General features: G+C 30.7%; 20 protein-coding genes and 1 riboswitch. Of the genes, 17 read left to right on the plus strand and 3 right to left on the minus strand.

Translation table 11 applies throughout. The annotated features are described in order from the left end of the window. Nucleotides 1-54 precede the first annotated feature (54 nt). Genes DFR85_RS17815 through DFR85_RS17830 form a run of 4 tightly spaced genes read left to right on the plus strand, consistent with a single transcriptional unit; the run spans nucleotide 55 to nucleotide 3,852 of the window. The gene (locus DFR85_RS17815; RefSeq protein ID WP_110269451.1) at nucleotides 55-630 is read left to right on the plus strand and encodes an alpha/beta hydrolase family protein; all 576 of its coding nucleotides are present in this window, start codon (nucleotides 55-57) and stop codon (nucleotides 628-630) included. A 22-nt stretch (nucleotides 631-652) separates the two neighbouring features. Further along, a complete protein-coding gene (locus DFR85_RS17820) occupies nucleotides 653-2,014 on the plus strand; it encodes an MFS transporter (RefSeq protein ID WP_110269452.1) in 1,362 nt (453 codons plus the stop codon). A gap of 52 nt (nucleotides 2,015-2,066) precedes the next feature. Then, nucleotides 2,067-2,396 carry a hypothetical protein gene (locus DFR85_RS17825; RefSeq protein WP_246253058.1) on the plus strand — a complete coding sequence of 110 codons (330 nt, stop codon included), beginning with the start codon at nucleotides 2,067-2,069 and terminating at the stop codon, nucleotides 2,394-2,396. Between the two features lie 46 nt (nucleotides 2,397-2,442). Then, nucleotides 2,443-3,852 carry a tRNA uridine(34) 5-carboxymethylaminomethyl modification radical SAM/GNAT enzyme Elp3 gene (locus tag DFR85_RS17830; protein ID WP_110269453.1) on the plus strand — a complete coding sequence of 470 codons (1,410 nt, stop codon included), beginning with the start codon at nucleotides 2,443-2,445 and terminating at the stop codon, nucleotides 3,850-3,852. Here DFR85_RS17830 and thiI read toward each other — a convergent pair. Next, a complete protein-coding gene (gene thiI / locus DFR85_RS17835; RefSeq protein ID WP_110269454.1) occupies nucleotides 3,845-5,227 on the minus strand; it encodes a tRNA uracil 4-sulfurtransferase ThiI in 1,383 nt (460 codons plus the stop codon). The two genes, DFR85_RS17830 and thiI, sit on opposite strands and share 8 nt — an antisense overlap. Before the next feature lie 82 nt (nucleotides 5,228-5,309). On the opposite strand from thiI, the gene DFR85_RS17840 reads away from it, so the two are divergent. Then, nucleotides 5,310-6,194 (plus strand): bifunctional 2-dehydro-3-deoxy-phosphogluconate/2-dehydro-3-deoxy-6-phosphogalactonate aldolase, encoded by an 885-nt coding sequence (locus DFR85_RS17840; protein WP_110269455.1) that lies wholly within the window; start codon nucleotides 5,310-5,312, stop codon nucleotides 6,192-6,194. On the opposite strand, the gene DFR85_RS17845 is transcribed toward DFR85_RS17840, so the two are convergent. Further along, nucleotides 6,184-6,555 (minus strand): dehydrogenase, encoded by a 372-nt coding sequence (locus DFR85_RS17845; protein WP_110269456.1) that lies wholly within the window; start codon nucleotides 6,553-6,555, stop codon nucleotides 6,184-6,186. The genes DFR85_RS17840 and DFR85_RS17845 overlap by 11 nt on opposite strands. A gap of 247 nt (nucleotides 6,556-6,802) precedes the next feature. Beyond that, nucleotides 6,803-6,882, plus strand: a riboswitch (Fluoride riboswitch). Between the two features lie 21 nt (nucleotides 6,883-6,903). On the opposite strand from DFR85_RS17845, the gene DFR85_RS17850 reads away from it, so the two are divergent. Genes DFR85_RS17850 through DFR85_RS17880 form a run of 7 tightly spaced genes read left to right on the plus strand, consistent with a single transcriptional unit; the run spans nucleotide 6,904 to nucleotide 13,618 of the window. Further along, a complete protein-coding gene (locus DFR85_RS17850) occupies nucleotides 6,904-8,202 on the plus strand; it encodes a proton-conducting transporter transmembrane domain-containing protein (RefSeq protein ID WP_110271758.1) in 1,299 nt (432 codons plus the stop codon). Next, nucleotides 8,202-9,335 carry an NADH-quinone oxidoreductase subunit D-related protein gene (locus DFR85_RS17855; RefSeq protein WP_110271759.1) on the plus strand — a complete coding sequence of 378 codons (1,134 nt, stop codon included), beginning with the start codon at nucleotides 8,202-8,204 and terminating at the stop codon, nucleotides 9,333-9,335. Before DFR85_RS17850 ends, DFR85_RS17855 begins: the two co-directional genes overlap by 1 nt. Next, nucleotides 9,332-9,949, plus strand: coding sequence for an NADH-quinone oxidoreductase subunit B family protein (locus tag DFR85_RS17860; RefSeq protein ID WP_110271760.1), 618 nt, complete (start codon nucleotides 9,332-9,334; stop codon nucleotides 9,947-9,949). Before DFR85_RS17855 ends, DFR85_RS17860 begins: the two co-directional genes overlap by 4 nt. Further along, on the plus strand, nucleotides 9,946-11,685 hold the full coding sequence (locus DFR85_RS17865) for a proton-conducting transporter transmembrane domain-containing protein (protein ID WP_110269457.1): 1,740 nt from the start codon (nucleotides 9,946-9,948) through the stop codon (nucleotides 11,683-11,685). Before DFR85_RS17860 ends, DFR85_RS17865 begins: the two co-directional genes overlap by 4 nt. After that, complete coding sequence (locus DFR85_RS17870) at nucleotides 11,682-12,623, plus strand: respiratory chain complex I subunit 1 family protein (protein WP_110269458.1); 942 nt, start codon at nucleotides 11,682-11,684, stop codon at nucleotides 12,621-12,623. Before DFR85_RS17865 ends, DFR85_RS17870 begins: the two co-directional genes overlap by 4 nt. Continuing rightward, nucleotides 12,616-13,257, plus strand: coding sequence for a hydrogenase (locus tag DFR85_RS17875; RefSeq protein WP_110269459.1), 642 nt, complete (start codon nucleotides 12,616-12,618; stop codon nucleotides 13,255-13,257). The genes DFR85_RS17870 and DFR85_RS17875 overlap by 8 nt, the downstream gene beginning before the upstream one ends. 7 nt (nucleotides 13,258-13,264) lie before the next feature. Next, nucleotides 13,265-13,618, plus strand: coding sequence for a hypothetical protein (locus DFR85_RS17880; protein ID WP_210433930.1), 354 nt, complete (start codon nucleotides 13,265-13,267; stop codon nucleotides 13,616-13,618). Between the two features lie 19 nt (nucleotides 13,619-13,637). On the opposite strand, the gene DFR85_RS17885 is transcribed toward DFR85_RS17880, so the two are convergent. Next, nucleotides 13,638-13,796: a hypothetical protein gene (locus DFR85_RS17885; RefSeq protein WP_162582551.1), complete on the minus strand. Its 159-nt coding sequence runs from the start codon at nucleotides 13,794-13,796 to the stop codon at nucleotides 13,638-13,640. Between the two features lie 500 nt (nucleotides 13,797-14,296). On the opposite strand from DFR85_RS17885, the gene DFR85_RS17890 reads away from it, so the two are divergent. Genes DFR85_RS17890 through DFR85_RS17910 form a run of 5 tightly spaced genes read left to right on the plus strand, consistent with a single transcriptional unit; the run spans nucleotide 14,297 to nucleotide 16,354 of the window. After that, on the plus strand, nucleotides 14,297-14,590 hold the full coding sequence (locus DFR85_RS17890) for a hypothetical protein (RefSeq protein WP_162582553.1): 294 nt from the start codon (nucleotides 14,297-14,299) through the stop codon (nucleotides 14,588-14,590). Between the two features lie 47 nt (nucleotides 14,591-14,637). Further along, nucleotides 14,638-14,979, plus strand: coding sequence for a ferritin family protein (locus tag DFR85_RS17895; RefSeq protein ID WP_110269461.1), 342 nt, complete (start codon nucleotides 14,638-14,640; stop codon nucleotides 14,977-14,979). Between the two features lie 24 nt (nucleotides 14,980-15,003). Then, nucleotides 15,004-15,225, plus strand: a complete 222-nt coding sequence (locus tag DFR85_RS17900; RefSeq protein WP_110271761.1) for a hypothetical protein — start codon at nucleotides 15,004-15,006, stop codon at nucleotides 15,223-15,225. Nucleotides 15,226-15,257: 32 nt separating this feature from the next. Then, nucleotides 15,258-15,941, plus strand: a complete 684-nt coding sequence (locus DFR85_RS17905; RefSeq protein WP_110269462.1) for a hypothetical protein — start codon at nucleotides 15,258-15,260, stop codon at nucleotides 15,939-15,941. A 56-nt stretch (nucleotides 15,942-15,997) separates the two neighbouring features. Beyond that, nucleotides 15,998-16,354 (plus strand): hypothetical protein, encoded by a 357-nt coding sequence (locus tag DFR85_RS17910; protein WP_110269463.1) that lies wholly within the window; start codon nucleotides 15,998-16,000, stop codon nucleotides 16,352-16,354. The last annotated feature ends 7 nt before the right edge of the window (nucleotides 16,355-16,361 follow it).

The raw sequence follows: 16,361 nt of genomic DNA on the forward strand, positions 1-16,361 counted from the left end.
GTAAGCTCTTTTTCTTCCACAAGATTATATATCACTTGAGCATTTTTGATTTTAATGAGAATTCTAGTTTTACATGGAAAAGGATCATCTCCAGACAAGATTAAGTGGCTTTCCAAACCATTAGAAGAATTTGGAGAAATTATAGTACCAGATTTTGATTATGAGGTAAAAGAAGGTGTAGAAAAAGCATTAAAGTATGACTTTGACTGTATAGCAGGTCATTCTAGAGGTGGTACAATAGCGCTAATGTCTAGTGCATTAACAGGCAAATGTTGCATTGCAGTTTCTGCGCCTTCTGATAGAGTAGAACAAATGAAATATCTATCATCTTTTCCTCAAGATAGCATACAATATAGAAATTACCTTGATTTATCCAAAATATCTATAGAAGATTTAAAAAAATATTCTCCAATCAACTATGCCGATAAGTTACATAATGTCCTTTTAATTCATGGAAAAAATGATAATATTGTATCTCCTACACATAGCATAAACTTATGCAATAAAATAAAGGAAAACGGCGGTAAATGTGAACTTTATCTAATTGAAATGAAACATTCTCCTCCAATGGATAAATACTCAGAACTTGCAGGTATTATAAAAAAATGGGTTAAAACTCAGATTTATTAACTCTGAGTTGTTACTAATTTTAATGCGAGACTCCTTCGGTTGGAAGAACGTAATAATATCAGGAATGGGAGTTTTTACAGATGGATATAATTTATATTCGATTTCACTAAGCTCATATTTTATTATACTAAGCATACATTTAACGAATTTAACTCTTGGATTACTTGTAGCTGGAAGTTACTATGGAGCAGCAATTTCTGCACTCTTCTTTGGAGTAGTTGCAGATAGGATAGGAAGAAAAAGAATGTATGGAATAGATGTAACTCTCATGGGTATTGGAGCTTTAATGCAGGCTTTTTCAGGGAACTTTGCTGAGCTATTTATTTCAAGGTTAATTTTAGGTATGGGTATTGGAGCAGATTATGTTCTTTCCCCAATTATAGTAGCAGAAAATTCATCTGCAAGAAATAGAGGTAAAATGATGGTTATTACGTTCGCTGTAATGTGGGGATTAGGTGCTGTTTTAGCTGCTTTTGTAGAGCAAGTAACGTTAATGCTAGCTCTTCCGGCTAGTCTTATCTGGAGAATTGTCTTAGGTTTCGGAGCTATTCCTGCTCTTTCAGTTATTTTACTTAGAAGGAGAATGTATGAGACAATTCTCTTCTTATCTAGAATAAAGCCAGATTATAAGGAAATTAATAGAATAGAGAAGGAAATAAAAAATAAGATATCTATCAATAAGGATACTTCGTCCTTTATATCAAGGCTAAGATCTTCTGTTTTACTTATTGCCATGTCCTCAATATTATGGTTATTATACGATGTTTATTCCTCAACTTTTGCTATATACGGTCCTATAACAATAGCCGAAAATTTAGGGCTAACTCCCATAATGTTTACATATGTAGCTCAGTTTATAGCCGGAATACCTGGACAATTAATTTGCATTTCTCTAATAGATAAAATTGGAAGAAAACCATTAATAGTAGTAGGTTATAGTGGAGTTGCATTTTGGTTATTTATGTACTCTTTGCTTTTATTAGATCCAACTTTATTTGGGGTCTCGCTAGTTAAAGGAGAATTAATAGGTTTTGCTGCAGAGTTAGGGTTTTCTTTCTATTTATTAAACTATTTATTTTCAGCTATGGGACCTGCATCAATTATAGGATCTGCAATGGTTGCGCCTGAATTAATACCAACAAAAATAAGAGGTACAGGACAAGCAATTAATGTGAGTATAGATAGGCTTGCGGCTGCATTAAATATAACTGCTTTTCCTACATTACTATTAAGCTTTGGCTTAGGTGCGGTCGTAGGAATATATGCATCTATAGCGTTAATATCTAGTCTAATTACATTAATCTTTATACCAGAAACTAAAGGAAAAAGCATAGAAATTATAGAGAAAAAGGAAATTGTAGATAAAAAAGAAACTGTTTCTTAAAAAAATATAAAGCCCAGATGCTTAAAAATATTTTTTGTCGAAGTTTAAACTTATGGAGCCGTTCTACTTCAAATCATATGATAGGATAGTTGGAGTCGCCCACGACGTTAATGAGTTGGAGAAGGAAATGGATAGGTTATCTAAAGAGGATATTGATTGTTTGGAGTATCATTTGAAGGAGGGTCATATAGTATCATGGTTGAATTACATAGGTGAGAGGGGTTTGGCTGAGATGTTGAAGGGCGTTAGCGATCCTAAGGAGGCTTTAGCTAGACTTAGAGAATATAAAGCACTAAAGGTAATACCTAGCTACCCAGACTATAAAGTAGGCCATGAGTATAAGGCTAGTTTTGGCAAAAGAAAATCCAAGAAAAGGTTCTGATTTTTTCTAAAAAGTCTTTTTTCTTAGATTCAGCATAGTTTTAGTTATAATGTTAATAAGAAAACCGGTAAGAATGCTGTCTGGAGTTAGTATAGTTTCTATAATGGTTCATCCTCATAGGTGTCCTCATGGTAAGTGTATTTTCTGCCCTGGAGGAGTTGAATATGATACTCCTCAGAGCTATTATGGTAGAGAGCCTACTCTAATGAGAGCGATAGAGAATAATTACGATCCTTATTATCAAGTTCAGTCTAGGTTAAGTCAATATATATCAAATGGGCATGTTCCTAGTAAGATTGAACTTATAATAATGGGAGGAACTTTTCTTTCTACTTCCATAGATTATCAAGATTGGTTTGTTACTAATGCGTTAGAAGCTATGAACAGATTTCCTGGAAGAAAAAAAGAAGGTTTTGTATACTTAGAGGATGCTCAAAATAGAAACGAGAAGTCTAATATAAGATGCGTTGGTATGACTATAGAAACTAAACCAGATTGGGGAAAAGAATGGCACGCTAATCAAATGTTAAGGCTAGGAGCTACTAAAGTTGAGCTAGGGATACAAACAATTTATGATGATGTACTTAAGATCAATAATAGGGGACATACGGTTAAGGATTCTATAGAATCAACTAGAATATTGAAAGATTCTGGTTTTAAAGTAGTATATCATATTATGTTAGGACTGCCAGGCTCTTCTCCAGATAAAGACTTAAATACTTTAAAAGAAATTTTTTCTAACCCAGACTTTAGGCCAGATATGTTAAAAATATATCCTACATTAGTTGTAGAAAGCGCTCCTTTAGTTGAATTATGGAAAAGGGGTAAATATACTCCATATGATACTGAAACATTAGTAGACATAATATCAGAAGCATATAGATATCTGCCTAGATGGGTAAGAGTAATGAGAATTCAAAGAGATATTCCAGCTAATATTATTCTAGCAGGCAATAAGAAAGGAAATTTGAGAGAATTAGTAGAAAAGGAAGTTGAAAGGAAAGGTATAAAGAATAATGATATACGGTATAGAGAAGTAGGATTAGCATGGCTTCATAGGGGAGTTATACCTTCTACGCCAAGGTTAATAAAAGAAAAATATGAAGCAAGTGGAGGAGTTGAGATTTTCATATCATTTGAAGACGATAAAGGAATTTTAATAGGATATCTTAGGCTAAGATACCCTAATAACCCTCATAGAGAGGAAATTAAGGGTTCTACTATAGTTAGAGAACTTCATGTTTATGGAATAGAGGTTCCAGTAGGAATGTGGGATGAAATAGGTTTCCAACATAAAGGTTATGGTTCAGCATTACTTGAGGAGGCTGAGAAAATATCTGCAGAAGAATTTGATGTTAAAAAGATTTCAGTACTTTCTGGAATAGGGGTTAGAGAATATTATAGAAACAAGGGATATGTTAAGGAAGGTCCTTATATGGTAAAATATCTTAATTAATTATATACGCTTTTATTCCCATTTTTCGTAGGGAAGAAACTAGATCTATATTAAATTTATCTCCATTTGTACAGAATATATAATTTTTATCTATTCCAGTTTTAAAAATGAATTCTATTACGTTTTTAGGACTTAACTGTATACCTTTTGCACATTCTGCACTATTAGTTAAGTTAATAATTATGGAATTTTCTGGTATTTTGTCAATAATCAGATCGTTTATATTAATAGATTTATTAGTATTTAAATCGACTTTTTCAACAGAATTTACAACACTCTGTATTGCATTGTCTAATTTCTTATCTATTTCTATAATCTCATTATAGCTTATCTTAATCTTAGGATGAAAAGAGAATATTGAGCAATACTCTGGTACTTTTTCTGAATACTCATATGTACCTATTTTTCTTGCTATTTTAGTTATTTCGTCCTTGTCGAAGCCAACTAATGGTCTTAACATTGGAAGAGAAATTTGATAATTTAGTGTTTTTATTGCAGGTAAGGTTTGAGTTGATACTTGTCCTAATGACTCTCCAGTCACTATAGCTTCATATCCCATCTTTTCGCTAATCTTTTCGGCTATTTTATATAAAGCTCTTTTGAATACTAGTGGCCATATTTTCTTATCCGTTTGAGTCATTATAGTTTTTGTTATTGCACTACAATCTGCAACGAATATTTTTGGAGTATATCCTTGACTCCATTCAACAAGTTTGTAAATTACATTTAAAACAGCATTTTTAGTTATTTCGCTTCCTAAATTGCAGTATAAGAAATCTACAGCTACACCTCTTTTCATTATCATCCACGAGGATACTGGAGAATCAATTCCTCCAGAAATTAGTGAAATTGCTATTCCTTCTGATCCTAATGGTAAACCTCCTGGTCCTTCAATAATATTATCGTAAAAATATGCTATATAATCTCTAATTTCAATATATAATTTTATTTCAGGATTATCTAAATCTACTTTTCCATCATGTTTTAATAGTACTTCTCCTACAAGCCTGGCCACGTCATATGAGGAAAAATTATGTTTTCCTACTCTTCTCACTATAACTGCAAATTTTTTCCTAATGACCTTATCTGCCCAAATTTCTACCGCTTTTTGAGCTATATCATTAATATTCTCAAAATGTAATTCTTCAGCAATACTTACGCTTTTTACACCAAAGACTTTTATTGAAGAGTTACTTAGGCACTCTACATTTCCATAAAGAAAGATTCTTCCTTGCTGTTTTTTTACTTCTGTTTTACCGCAATTATAAAATTTAGCTGAGGCTAATAAATTACTTATTAATGTATTTTCCATTTTATTTCTTGTTCCAGGTTTTTTAATTCCTATTTCATCGTATCTTACTATAAGTACTTTCATTAATTCTTTAATATGATTAGAAGATTAAACGATTATGCAGAACAACATAAGTAATTTAAATAAACGATAGCATAATTTACTTATGGAAATTATAGTTCCTAATGTAACTCCTTTCACTAAAGATAATAGAATTGATAAGGATAGACTAAAAGAGCATCTTGAAAATCTTATAGAAAAAGGTATAGACATAATCTTCATAAATGGAACTACAGGAATGGGTCCATCATTATCTGCAGAAGAAAAGAAGGAAATTTTAAATATATCATACGATGTAACTGGAAAAATAATTTTTCAATTAGGAGGTCTTAATTTAGACGATACATTAAATCTTTTACAATACTCTAGAGATTTTGATATAATAGGTGTAGCATCTTATTCTCCGTATTACTACCCTCAATTGCCTTCTAAGTGGGTTATTAGGTACTTTAAGACATTAGTAGAAAAATCTCCTCATCCAGTTTACGTATATAATTTTCCTGCAGCTACTGGTTTTGACATGAATTATGAGCTTATGAAACAAATAGACGGATTGGCAGGATTGAAAGATACTAATGATAATTTTGTTCATTCATTGCAATATAAAAGATTTCTTAATATAAAAGTCTATAACGGTAGTGATTATCTTACTGTACAATCATTAACTTATCTAGACGGGACAGTAACAGCTGGAGGAAATTATATGCCTGAACTTCTGTCGTTGCAGAAGAAACTTGTTTCCGAAGGTAAAATTAACGATGCTTTTGAAGTTCAAAAAACATACTATAAATTCCTTGATATAGCAAGAAAATATGGCCAAATGTCTGCTCATTATATACTAGTGAAGGAACTACAAGGATATGACGTAGGATATCCTAGAGAGCCTCTATATCCTTTAACTGAAGATGAGATAAAACAATTAGAAGCAGATGTTAAGGAAATAAAAAATGAATATACTTTCATTCTGGATAAATATGGTATCACTTCATAGCATTCATAATCTTATTTTTAATATCATCACTAAATGTATTTAATGCATTCATCATCAATTTTTGATCTCTATCCTGATAATTTTTAGGTAACTCTGATACTGCTTGCATTCTTAGCTTTAAAAATGCTGATAATGTATCTTCTGGTAGGCTTGATGCTACTTTTATATTAGTTTTGCACAGATTAATATATTCCTCATCAGATGCTCTATCTCCCATTTCTTTCAATAAGTTTTTTAATATCTCGAGTTTTTGTTTATCCGGCATTTTTAGGAGTTCTGAAAATAGACTAGACATTGTTTTTTCTCTTTCTTTTTCGTTTAACTTGCTTATTTGAACTATATCTGGTAAATTAATGCTCATACTTTAAAGATAGTAAAAACTGATTAAAAAATCTTTAATTAACAGTGTTTTATTCCTATAAAATATTTAATTAATATTATATAATCATATTATATTTTTTGCCACAAAATTAGAGGGAGATTAATATAAAAATTTACTAGTATTGTTTATTATTATATTATATATTCTTTTTAATAATAAAAACGTAATAATCTTGTTTATAAATAAAGCTTATAAGCCAGAAGATTCTCATATAGAATGCTGAGCTTATGAGGCGGGGGATGGCGTCCCCCTGGGTTATCCCAAACCGCCCGATATAGTATGAGGGCTGATGACGCCTATCTCTAATAGGTGAGATAGGTGAAGCCCATAGATTTAGAAACAATAAGCTTGGTCTTAATTCCTATAATAGCTAATGTATTCTTTTTTAGAGGTATAAAATATTCGAGTATAATAGCAGGAATACTTGAAATAATATTATCTTTAACTTTATTTATTAATTTACCAATAATAAGTTCTTATTTCTATATAACTAGAATTACATGGTACTTTATAATAATGGTATCATCAATTTATCTTCTTTCTGTTGTATTCTCTCATAATTACCTTAAGGGCGAGAAGACTAAAATAAGTGAAAGAGAATATTTTGCCTTACTGAATTTTTTTGCGTCGTCAATGTTCTTTACACTCATAATAAATAACTTAGGTCTAATGTGGGTAGGAATAGAGGCCACTACAGCATCTACTGTAATCTTGGTAATAACTGAAGGTACAGAAACTGCAATAGAGGCAGGATGGAGATATATAATTATAGTATCTGCAGGCGTTACATTTGCATTTATTTCCGTAATATTAGTATATTATGGATTACATAGCCTTCAAGTATCTTCAATCCTAGGAACACACTATTCACTTGTTCTGCAGTTAGCATCAGCAATAGCCCTTTTAGGCTTTGGAACCAAAGTTGGAGTATTTCCTGTAAATACGTGGCTTCCTGACGCTCATAGTGAATCGCCAGCACCAGTTAGCGCGCTTTTTTCAGGAGTTCTATTGCCTGTAGCGTTATATGTCTTGTATATAGTTTATCAAATATCTCCATTGCCTATGCTTTATTCTGCTTTCTCTATTGTATCAATAATAATAGCGTCAATAAGTATGGCCAGTCAAACTAATTTCAAGAGATTATTTGCATACTCTACAATTGAGAATATGAACCTAGCTTTGTTAGGTTTTGTTACGGGATCAATTATAGGCGCTATTATTCTCCTTGTAGCTCATGCTTTTGGAAAAGCGGGCGCATTCTATTCTTCTGGATCAATATTTAGAATGGTAGGAAGTAAAAAAATAGATGAGTATGGTTTATGGAAACTGAAATTTATTCCTTATTCATTGCTTTTATCATCTTTAGCAGTCACTGGTACTCCTCCATTTGGTACATTCGTAGGTGAGTTTCTGATATTATCTGCGTTATTGAAATTTTCTATTGCAGAATTTGCGTTATTAATTCCTTTTATAGCAATAGCGTTTATTTCGATAAACTCGCACATAAGTAGAATGATATTTAAGGGTGACAAAAACCTCAAGGAAGATAATTTAATGGGTATTATTTCGTTAATTTCGTCATTGATTTCCTTGGCTATAGGATTATTTCTAATATGGTGGTTATAATGAGGAGACTAATAGGGCAATTAGGAAAGTTTTGCCTTTATTCTGATACATATTTTGAAGGTACATGTCCACATATAGAAAACGAAGAAATAGCAAATTCACCATACGGTGCGTTTAATTTTACTTACGGTCCTTCAGCAGGTGGCTTATTTGAGTCAGTAGGCATTGATATAAACACCTTTGGCGAATATATACGGAATATTAAGGTTAATCCAAATTATAAGAAAAGAGAAATAAGAATACTGGATAAAAGCATAGAAGATGCTATTTTATACATAGAGAGAATAAATGCTGCATTTTCTGCTTCTCATGTTATATCATTTCTATCTGCAATAGATAAGATATCAGAATCTGACATAGATTCTGATGTGTTAAATTTAAGAATATTACAAATAGAAATGGAAAGAATTAGAAATAATCTATTTGTAATAGAAAGGTTAGTAGAATCTGCAGGTTTCCAGGTTCCTCTATATCAATTGCAGTATCTTATTGAAAATGTTAATAGGAAAATAGGAAAATTATTTGGGCATAGATATTTCTTTGGTGTTAATTCTCTACGTAAAATAAATATTAATGATCCAAAAGTAGATTTTACTGGAATTGAAAGAGAATTTAAGACGATTTACGAAGACATTATAGAAAACAGGATATTTATAGACAGACTACAGGGTAACGGGATAATCAAAGATGAAAGAAGCATTGGTCCAGCAGCTAGAGCAGCAGGATTTTATTATGACGCAAGAATAGAGGATGAATTTTTACCTTATAAAGACTTCGATTTTAAGATATCGACTTATAATTCAGCAGACGCTTTTGGCAGGTTAATTGTTAGAAGTGAGGAAATATTTGAATCATTAAGAATAATCTCTCAAATAAAAGTAAAATCTAAAGAATATAAAATTAAAGTAAATGATGGAGAAGGAATTGGAAGAGTCGAAAGTCCGTCTGGTGATTTAGCATATTTTGTTAAGGTAAACAATGGTAAAGTTGTAAATATAGATTTGCTATCTCCTTCTTCAATAAATATAGAGCTTTTTTCTAAATCTATGGTTAAGAATATTTTTACAGATTTTCCATTTAATTGGGAAAGTTTTGGTATATGGATATCGGAAGTTGGGGTGAGATTTATATGAATTGGTTTTTGAAAGGTCTTAAAAAAGGTATAAAAACTGAGAAATTTCCAAAAACAAACCCTATTGATATAGCTCCATGGTCAACAGAATTAAATGGTAGCGGTAATGTTAATTGTCCTACTAAAGCTATAGATAATGGAAGTTGGAATTCTGAAAGATGTATATATTGTAGAAGATGCTATCCTTTGTATTCTCCAACAGGAAATATAGATATTTTTAAAGTTAATAAGAAAAACAATATTTTCAGAAGGTCTTTTTACGTTTATCCTATAGATATTGGAACTTGTGGAGGATGCAACCTAGAATTAAAGCTGATATCCTCTCCGCAATATGATATGACGCGTTTTGGAATATTTTTTACTAACACACCTAGACATGCTGATGCTTTAATCATTATGGGTGTAATGACAGAAGGAATGAAAGAGCCTTTATTAAATGCTTATGAGGCTATGCCAGAACCTAAGCTCATTATAGCTTTAGGAGTTTGCGCTATATCTGGAGGGATACTGGGTACTGGTTCGCAAATAGAACCAGACGTTATAATTCCTGGCTGTCCTCCAAATCCATATACTATACTTAAGGCGTTAATTGAGGCTAAAGGTGATAAAGAATGATTTATTTTATTTACTTGTTGTTTATTTTGTCCATATTTCTATCCATATTTAAAAAGAAAATAGGATATGCTCTTTCTGCTATTACTTCTATAATATTTGTATATTATGGAATAACTATTGGAAATATATATGGCTATTTCTTTATAATATCCGGATTAGTATGGCTATTTTCTTCAATTTTTTCCATATTTTATGATACTTATGGTAGATGGCTTTCTCCGCTTTTTATAACTTCAATACTAGGCATGACAATAGCTCTAACAGCTAGGACTTACATAGAATTTTTAGCCGGTTGGGAAATAATGACTATTCCAGCATATGCAATAATAGGTTTAAATAGAAAGCTTGATTCTCCGGCGTTCATTTTTATGGGATTTGGTGAATTAAGTACAATTTTAATTTTCGCAGGATTTATTTATGCATATACTACAAGTAATTCCTTTTATTTTACAGCATTAGATACTTATATTCCGTTAATTGTGGTAACATTTGGTTTTATGATAAAGATGGGTATATTTCCATTTCTAGTTACAGAATGGCTACCGATAGCGCACGGTAATTCTCCTGCAAACGCATCTGCTATATTAAGTGCCACCATGACATTAGTTGCTGCATACGGAATAGTTAAAATGATGCTTCTTTCTCCTGATATTCCTATCCTAGGTTACATTCTTATGGGAATAGGTGGTTTTTCTGTATTTTTTGGTGCATTATATGCATATATTTCGGAACATGTAAAAGGTCTATTAGCATTTAGTACAATAGAAAACAACGGAGCTATACTATCTGCTATAGGAGTCTATATGACATATCCTACAAAAACTATTGCAGAATTTGCATTAGATGTAATTGTGACTTTTGCATTTGCTCATTCTATAGCTAAAACGGGTCTTTTTATGATATCTGGAACCGTAGAAGGTGAAGCATTAAGTAAATTGAAAATTATAAGGAATAAACTAGGAGAGATAGGAGGAATTTTACTTGCTTCTTCAATGTCAGGTTTGTTGCCAAATATAGGTGGTGTAGCTACATGGAGCTTATTGGAAAGTTTATTTATGGAGGCGTATATTTTACATTCTACTTTATCTTCAATTTCTATAATTACTGGGTCAGTAATAGCTATGGGTGAAGGTTTTGCATCGGCCGCTATGATAAAATTTATATCTTATACTCAAGTATTTAAGGGAATTACTGGAAAATCTGCTAAAATTACTATATTCTCTATAATAGGTTTTGTTATATTGATTCTAGGTTCACTTAGTTATCTGCTTTTCAGAAATTTCATATACGGTGTTCCATCGCTTGGTATTCCAAATGGGTTTATAATAATCTCTGAATACTCTTCAGGAAAAATATTCGGTGATATATCACCTTTCTATGTATTAATACTAATAGTAGTTTTTAGTTTGCTAACTCTAGGCATATTTGGAAAACCAAAAGTAAGAAAAACTAACACATGGAATAACGGAATAAAGCCAAGAGAAGAATATACAGCCTTTGCGTTTGCTAATAATATTAGACTTATGCTTTCTAAACTTTTAAGAACAGAAATAAAGAGAGATTCACTAGAAACTTCAACAGATATTTTTTGGAAAGTTATGTATTATATTGCAAAGAAATATGTAATTTTTTCTAGACTTTTAGCTAGAAGTTATATGAACAGTTCAATAAGCTGGTATATTATTTACATGATATTGGCTTTTATTCTAATTACAATTTTAGTGGTGATATTATGATAAGTGTATTTCTAGAAACTATAATTCAAGTAATTGGTGTAATTTTAGTTTCACCATTATATTCAGGAATACTTGATAAATGGAAAGCTAATGTAGCCTCTAGAAAAGGTCAAAGTATATTTCAGCCTTATTTTGATATATTTAAATTATTGAAGAAAGAGACAACAGTTTCTTCTAATGCGTCTTCCATATTTATTTATACCCCTTATGTTGTATTCTCTACCTATATAGTGATATCTTTAGTTATCCCAGTTGTATATCCAGAGCCTATACTATTAACTCCTACAGTAGATTTCCTTGGTGGTGCATTACTATTTTCACTTGCCGGATTTCTTAAAATAATAGAAGCCATGGAGTCTGGTAGCAATTTTGTGGCATTAGGCTCTGCTAGGGCTACTTCGTTTAGTTTCCTTGGAGAATCGACTCTTATAACAGTATTTTTTGCTGTAGCGCTAATTACTGGTACTAATAATCCTTATATTGAGCATGAATTTGCGCAGATACCTCAATATTATTTAGCTTTAGATCATATACTGGCAACTGTAGCTTTCTTTATGTTATGGTTATTCGAGACAGGAAAGCTACCAGTCGAAAGCTCAGGATTAGCAGAGTTAGGAATGATAGATGACGCTCTTATTTACGAATATAGCGGAAAGCCACTTGCTTTATTAAAATGGGGAGGATATATGAAGCAATACTTACTAGGATCTGTTCTTTTGAACGTCTTTCTTTTACCATGGGGAATGCAATTAGGTGTTCTAGGAGCTATGGAAGATATAGGGATTATGTTTATTAAATGGTTATTTTTACTATTCATAGCTTTAGTAATAGATACTAGCTTAGCGAAATTAAGGTTGTTTAAAGTTCAAGATTTTTTGGCTGTCGCATTTGTTCTTTCAATCATGTCGCTTTTGCTTTCGGTGATACAAAATGCTTAATATAAATACTGAAATAATAGATCTAGTATCTGTTTCAATCATAGCATTAGCATTTTACATGCAAGGCCAAGCTTACTATAAACCATTAATAGAAGCTAGCGGAATACAATCAGTTATATTAGCTGTTTTATCTACTTTCTTAGGATTTATCACAGGTATATATGATTATTTCGTTTTAGCAATAATTTTAATTTTATTACGAGGTATAGTAACTCCTTACGTGCTATTAAAGGCATTAGGAAAAAAATATGGTGAAAGAGAAAAAATAAAGGGAGTTACGTCATTATTAGTAGTAGATCTAGCATTTTTCTTTACTGCTGTCCTAATAATTTATGAATTTGTAATATCTAAAATACTTATTTCTACTACATACGGAGTATATGAGTTAATATTCCCACTCTCTTTATTTTTCCAAGGTTTATATCTAATAGCATCAAGGAATTCCACTCCTGCTCAAATATTAGGTTATATAGAAGAGGAAAATGCTTTAGTAATGTTTGGAATATTCTTAATTCCAATACCTTTGCTTATAGAAGCTAGTGTATTTCTTGATGTTTTAGCGTTGGTTGTTATATCTTCAGTCATCATTTTTGAGAAGAGAGAACATACGCCTATTGATGAACTAAAGGGATAGAAATGCCATGTTCAAGAGAAGAAGAAATACTAAAGAAGATAAAAGAAGAGAAGAAAACAATAGAAGATTTGAGGAAGAGAGTAGAGGAAGTGAAGAAAGATATAGAGAAGATAGAGATACTACAAAAGGAATCGAAAGCATGTACGAAGATGAATGCATAGATCTATTACGAGAGTTGTCTAAACTAACTTCGGAAAGTTCTTCTCTAAAATTTGAATTATACCAGCTAAATGAGACAGCACGTATAGAAACAATGAGACTAGCTGCTCTAATTTCAGAATGTGAGTTTTATGATAAAGAGAAAGCCCTGTTTTTAAGAAAAGAAATGGAGCCATATTTTAAAAAATATGTTCCTTTTTAATGAGAAATATACTGGAAAATTATAGTTTATAGCTTACTGCGTACTGTGCTACATAAAATTCTAATGTTATTTCAGAAATATTGTCATCATGAAAGCTTACAAATAAATCACAATCTTTAAAGATCTCACCTATTGCGGTTGCGGTAATATTACTAGTATTTATATTTCCATTTAACAAGAAAGTGCTACCTCCTTTAACTATAATGTCTAATGTTGTAATATTCGCTTTTATTCATCTTTATCACATTATATTTGAAAACTCTAACTAGATAATACGAGAGTTAGATTTTGAGTTGACGAAGAAGCACTATAGCCTTTGAAAGTGTTTTGAGACCATATAATAAATGAAAAACTTATAAGTATTATTAGAGCTAATAGTCTTTTGCTCATTACTAATATAATGTTTATGCTAGTTTTTTAGCTATCGTTTTTAATTAGATTCGACCTAGTATAATTGTATAGAATTTAGCAATGAACATTTCGACTTTTATAAAATAAAACTTTATATTGTAGTACAATTAAAAGTTTTAATCAATAGGTTTATAAATAATATTATAGTATACTTCAAATAATATTACAGTCAATAGAATATAACCGATGAATAAAACTAGGCGGAAATATTAACGAATTCTTAAAATAATGTTATTAACTAGTTTTGCCTATATTATATATGGTAACATGGAACTAGCACAGCTAACTATAAGAGATTTACAGAAACTTGTAAGGAGTTTGATTTATAGTATAAGTATTGTCGCTATGGGAGAGAAGGGCTCAACAAAGAAGGATTTGTTATCGATAAGGAACGAACTTAGGAGTTTTCTTAAAGAATTAAAAAAAGGTAAAGTAGGCTATGAAGACGTAGCAGGCGAATTTGGTTTTATTCTACTTTCTTTATCTATAATAAAGGGCGAGACTCATAATGATAGAACTATAGAAATGATATCTAAAATAGAGAGTATGCTTTATAGTTAAAAACTAATTAACTTACACTTATTATTTTTTATATTATAACTTAAGCTATGGATAAATATTATTTTGCACTTTTAGGTGAAGCTGGAGCGGCAGGAATAGCCAAAGCCTTCTATGTACGATTTAAATCTGAAAAACTTAAAGAATCATACATACAAGAAGAATCCCATTGGAAATATTTTAAAAAATATAGACGTTCAATACTAGAAATGCCAACGTACTACACTTTATTCTTGGTTGGAATAATAATTTCACTTTTTGGTTTTAAAATAACAAGAAAGGTTATAATAAGATTAGAGACTGCAGCAATAAATTTTTACATTAAAAATTTTTCAATTCAAGGAGATATTGAAAAGATTTTAGAAGATGAAAAACATCATATGGAGATTTAAGTATTTTTGAGAAGAATTAATATTATGAATATTGAAATTCTAAGCGTTAAAAAAGACGGTAACAAAACAGTGGTAGACGGCCTTGTTCCAGCTAAATGTGCTATAGGTTCTTATAAAGTTAGGATAATATTAGACAACAATAAGTTAGTCTCTTCTCAATGTCAATGTAAGGAAGAACTTTGTTCTCATGCAATAAAATTATATCTACATTATAGAGCATATAATTATATGAGAAATAGAAGTTAGATTTTTTTATCATTAAGAAAAAATGGAAAATTATGGACTACAGGCAACTTCTTATAGCTTCTAATCCTTTTGATAGGTTAGACGCATGGTTTAAGACTAAATGGATCTTAGACAATAATGTTCTAACGAAGGAAGACTTGATAGGTCTAAAGGAAAAGTTCTTAGAATTATTAAACGATTCTGATGAGACAGTTAGATTACATGCGTGGCAACAAACTCCTTTTCTTTTAGAAAATGGTATAATAGATTATTCTGATATAGATAAATACAAGACTAATCTTATTCTGTCTTTAAAGGACGGTTCTCTAGAAGCATGGCTCTTGGTTAACGATTTGTATCTAGGGAAGATTATAACTAAGGAAGACGTAGATAACGTAATTAATACATTTATTTCCATGCTTAAGGGTAATGAACTAGATAGAATAGCTGTATGGTCTTTAGTGCCAAATATGTTAAAAAACTCGTTGATCAGTGCGGAAATAATTATGGATTTAAAGAAATATGTTTTAGATTTGTTGGACTTTGACGATTATAATATACAGTTTAACGTTCTTTTCCTAATTGTTGATTTATACAGATCTAAAGTTATTACAAGAGACGAAATACAATCTAGAGTAGACAAAATAAAGGAGATAATGTCTGATGAAAGATTTAACGAATTTCTAAGACTATATGAGAAAAATTCTAGAGATTTAGATGAATTAATAATTATGTAGAAAACTACTGTGAATATTCCATATTCATTTTTAAAATATAATTCAAGATAATTAGTATGCAAGGATTTTCTACTGAAGAAATTGAAAACACACTAAAATTCTCAGGATTATTAGTTACAAAAATAGATAAAATATCTAATGGAGTTAGATTTTTTATAAATGGTAAGTCATATATTGACTTAATATATGATGGACATTTCATTATATATTATTTTAGGAAAATAGCTTGTAGTGAAATAGACAAGATAAGGCAATTAATCAAACATGAACCTAATGATATTATGAAGGGATTCTATATAACTGAAAAAGAATGTTTTTTACTTATTTCAAAAAGTAGTTTTAAGGAAGAAGAATTAGCAAAAAAGTATATAGAATTAATTAAAATAGCTGATTCCATTATTGATAAGTTATAGGCTTTGT

The organism is Acidianus brierleyi (assembly GCF_003201835.2).
In the GTDB taxonomy this organism is placed as follows: domain Archaea; phylum Thermoproteota; class Thermoprotei_A; order Sulfolobales; family Sulfolobaceae; genus Aramenus; species Aramenus brierleyi.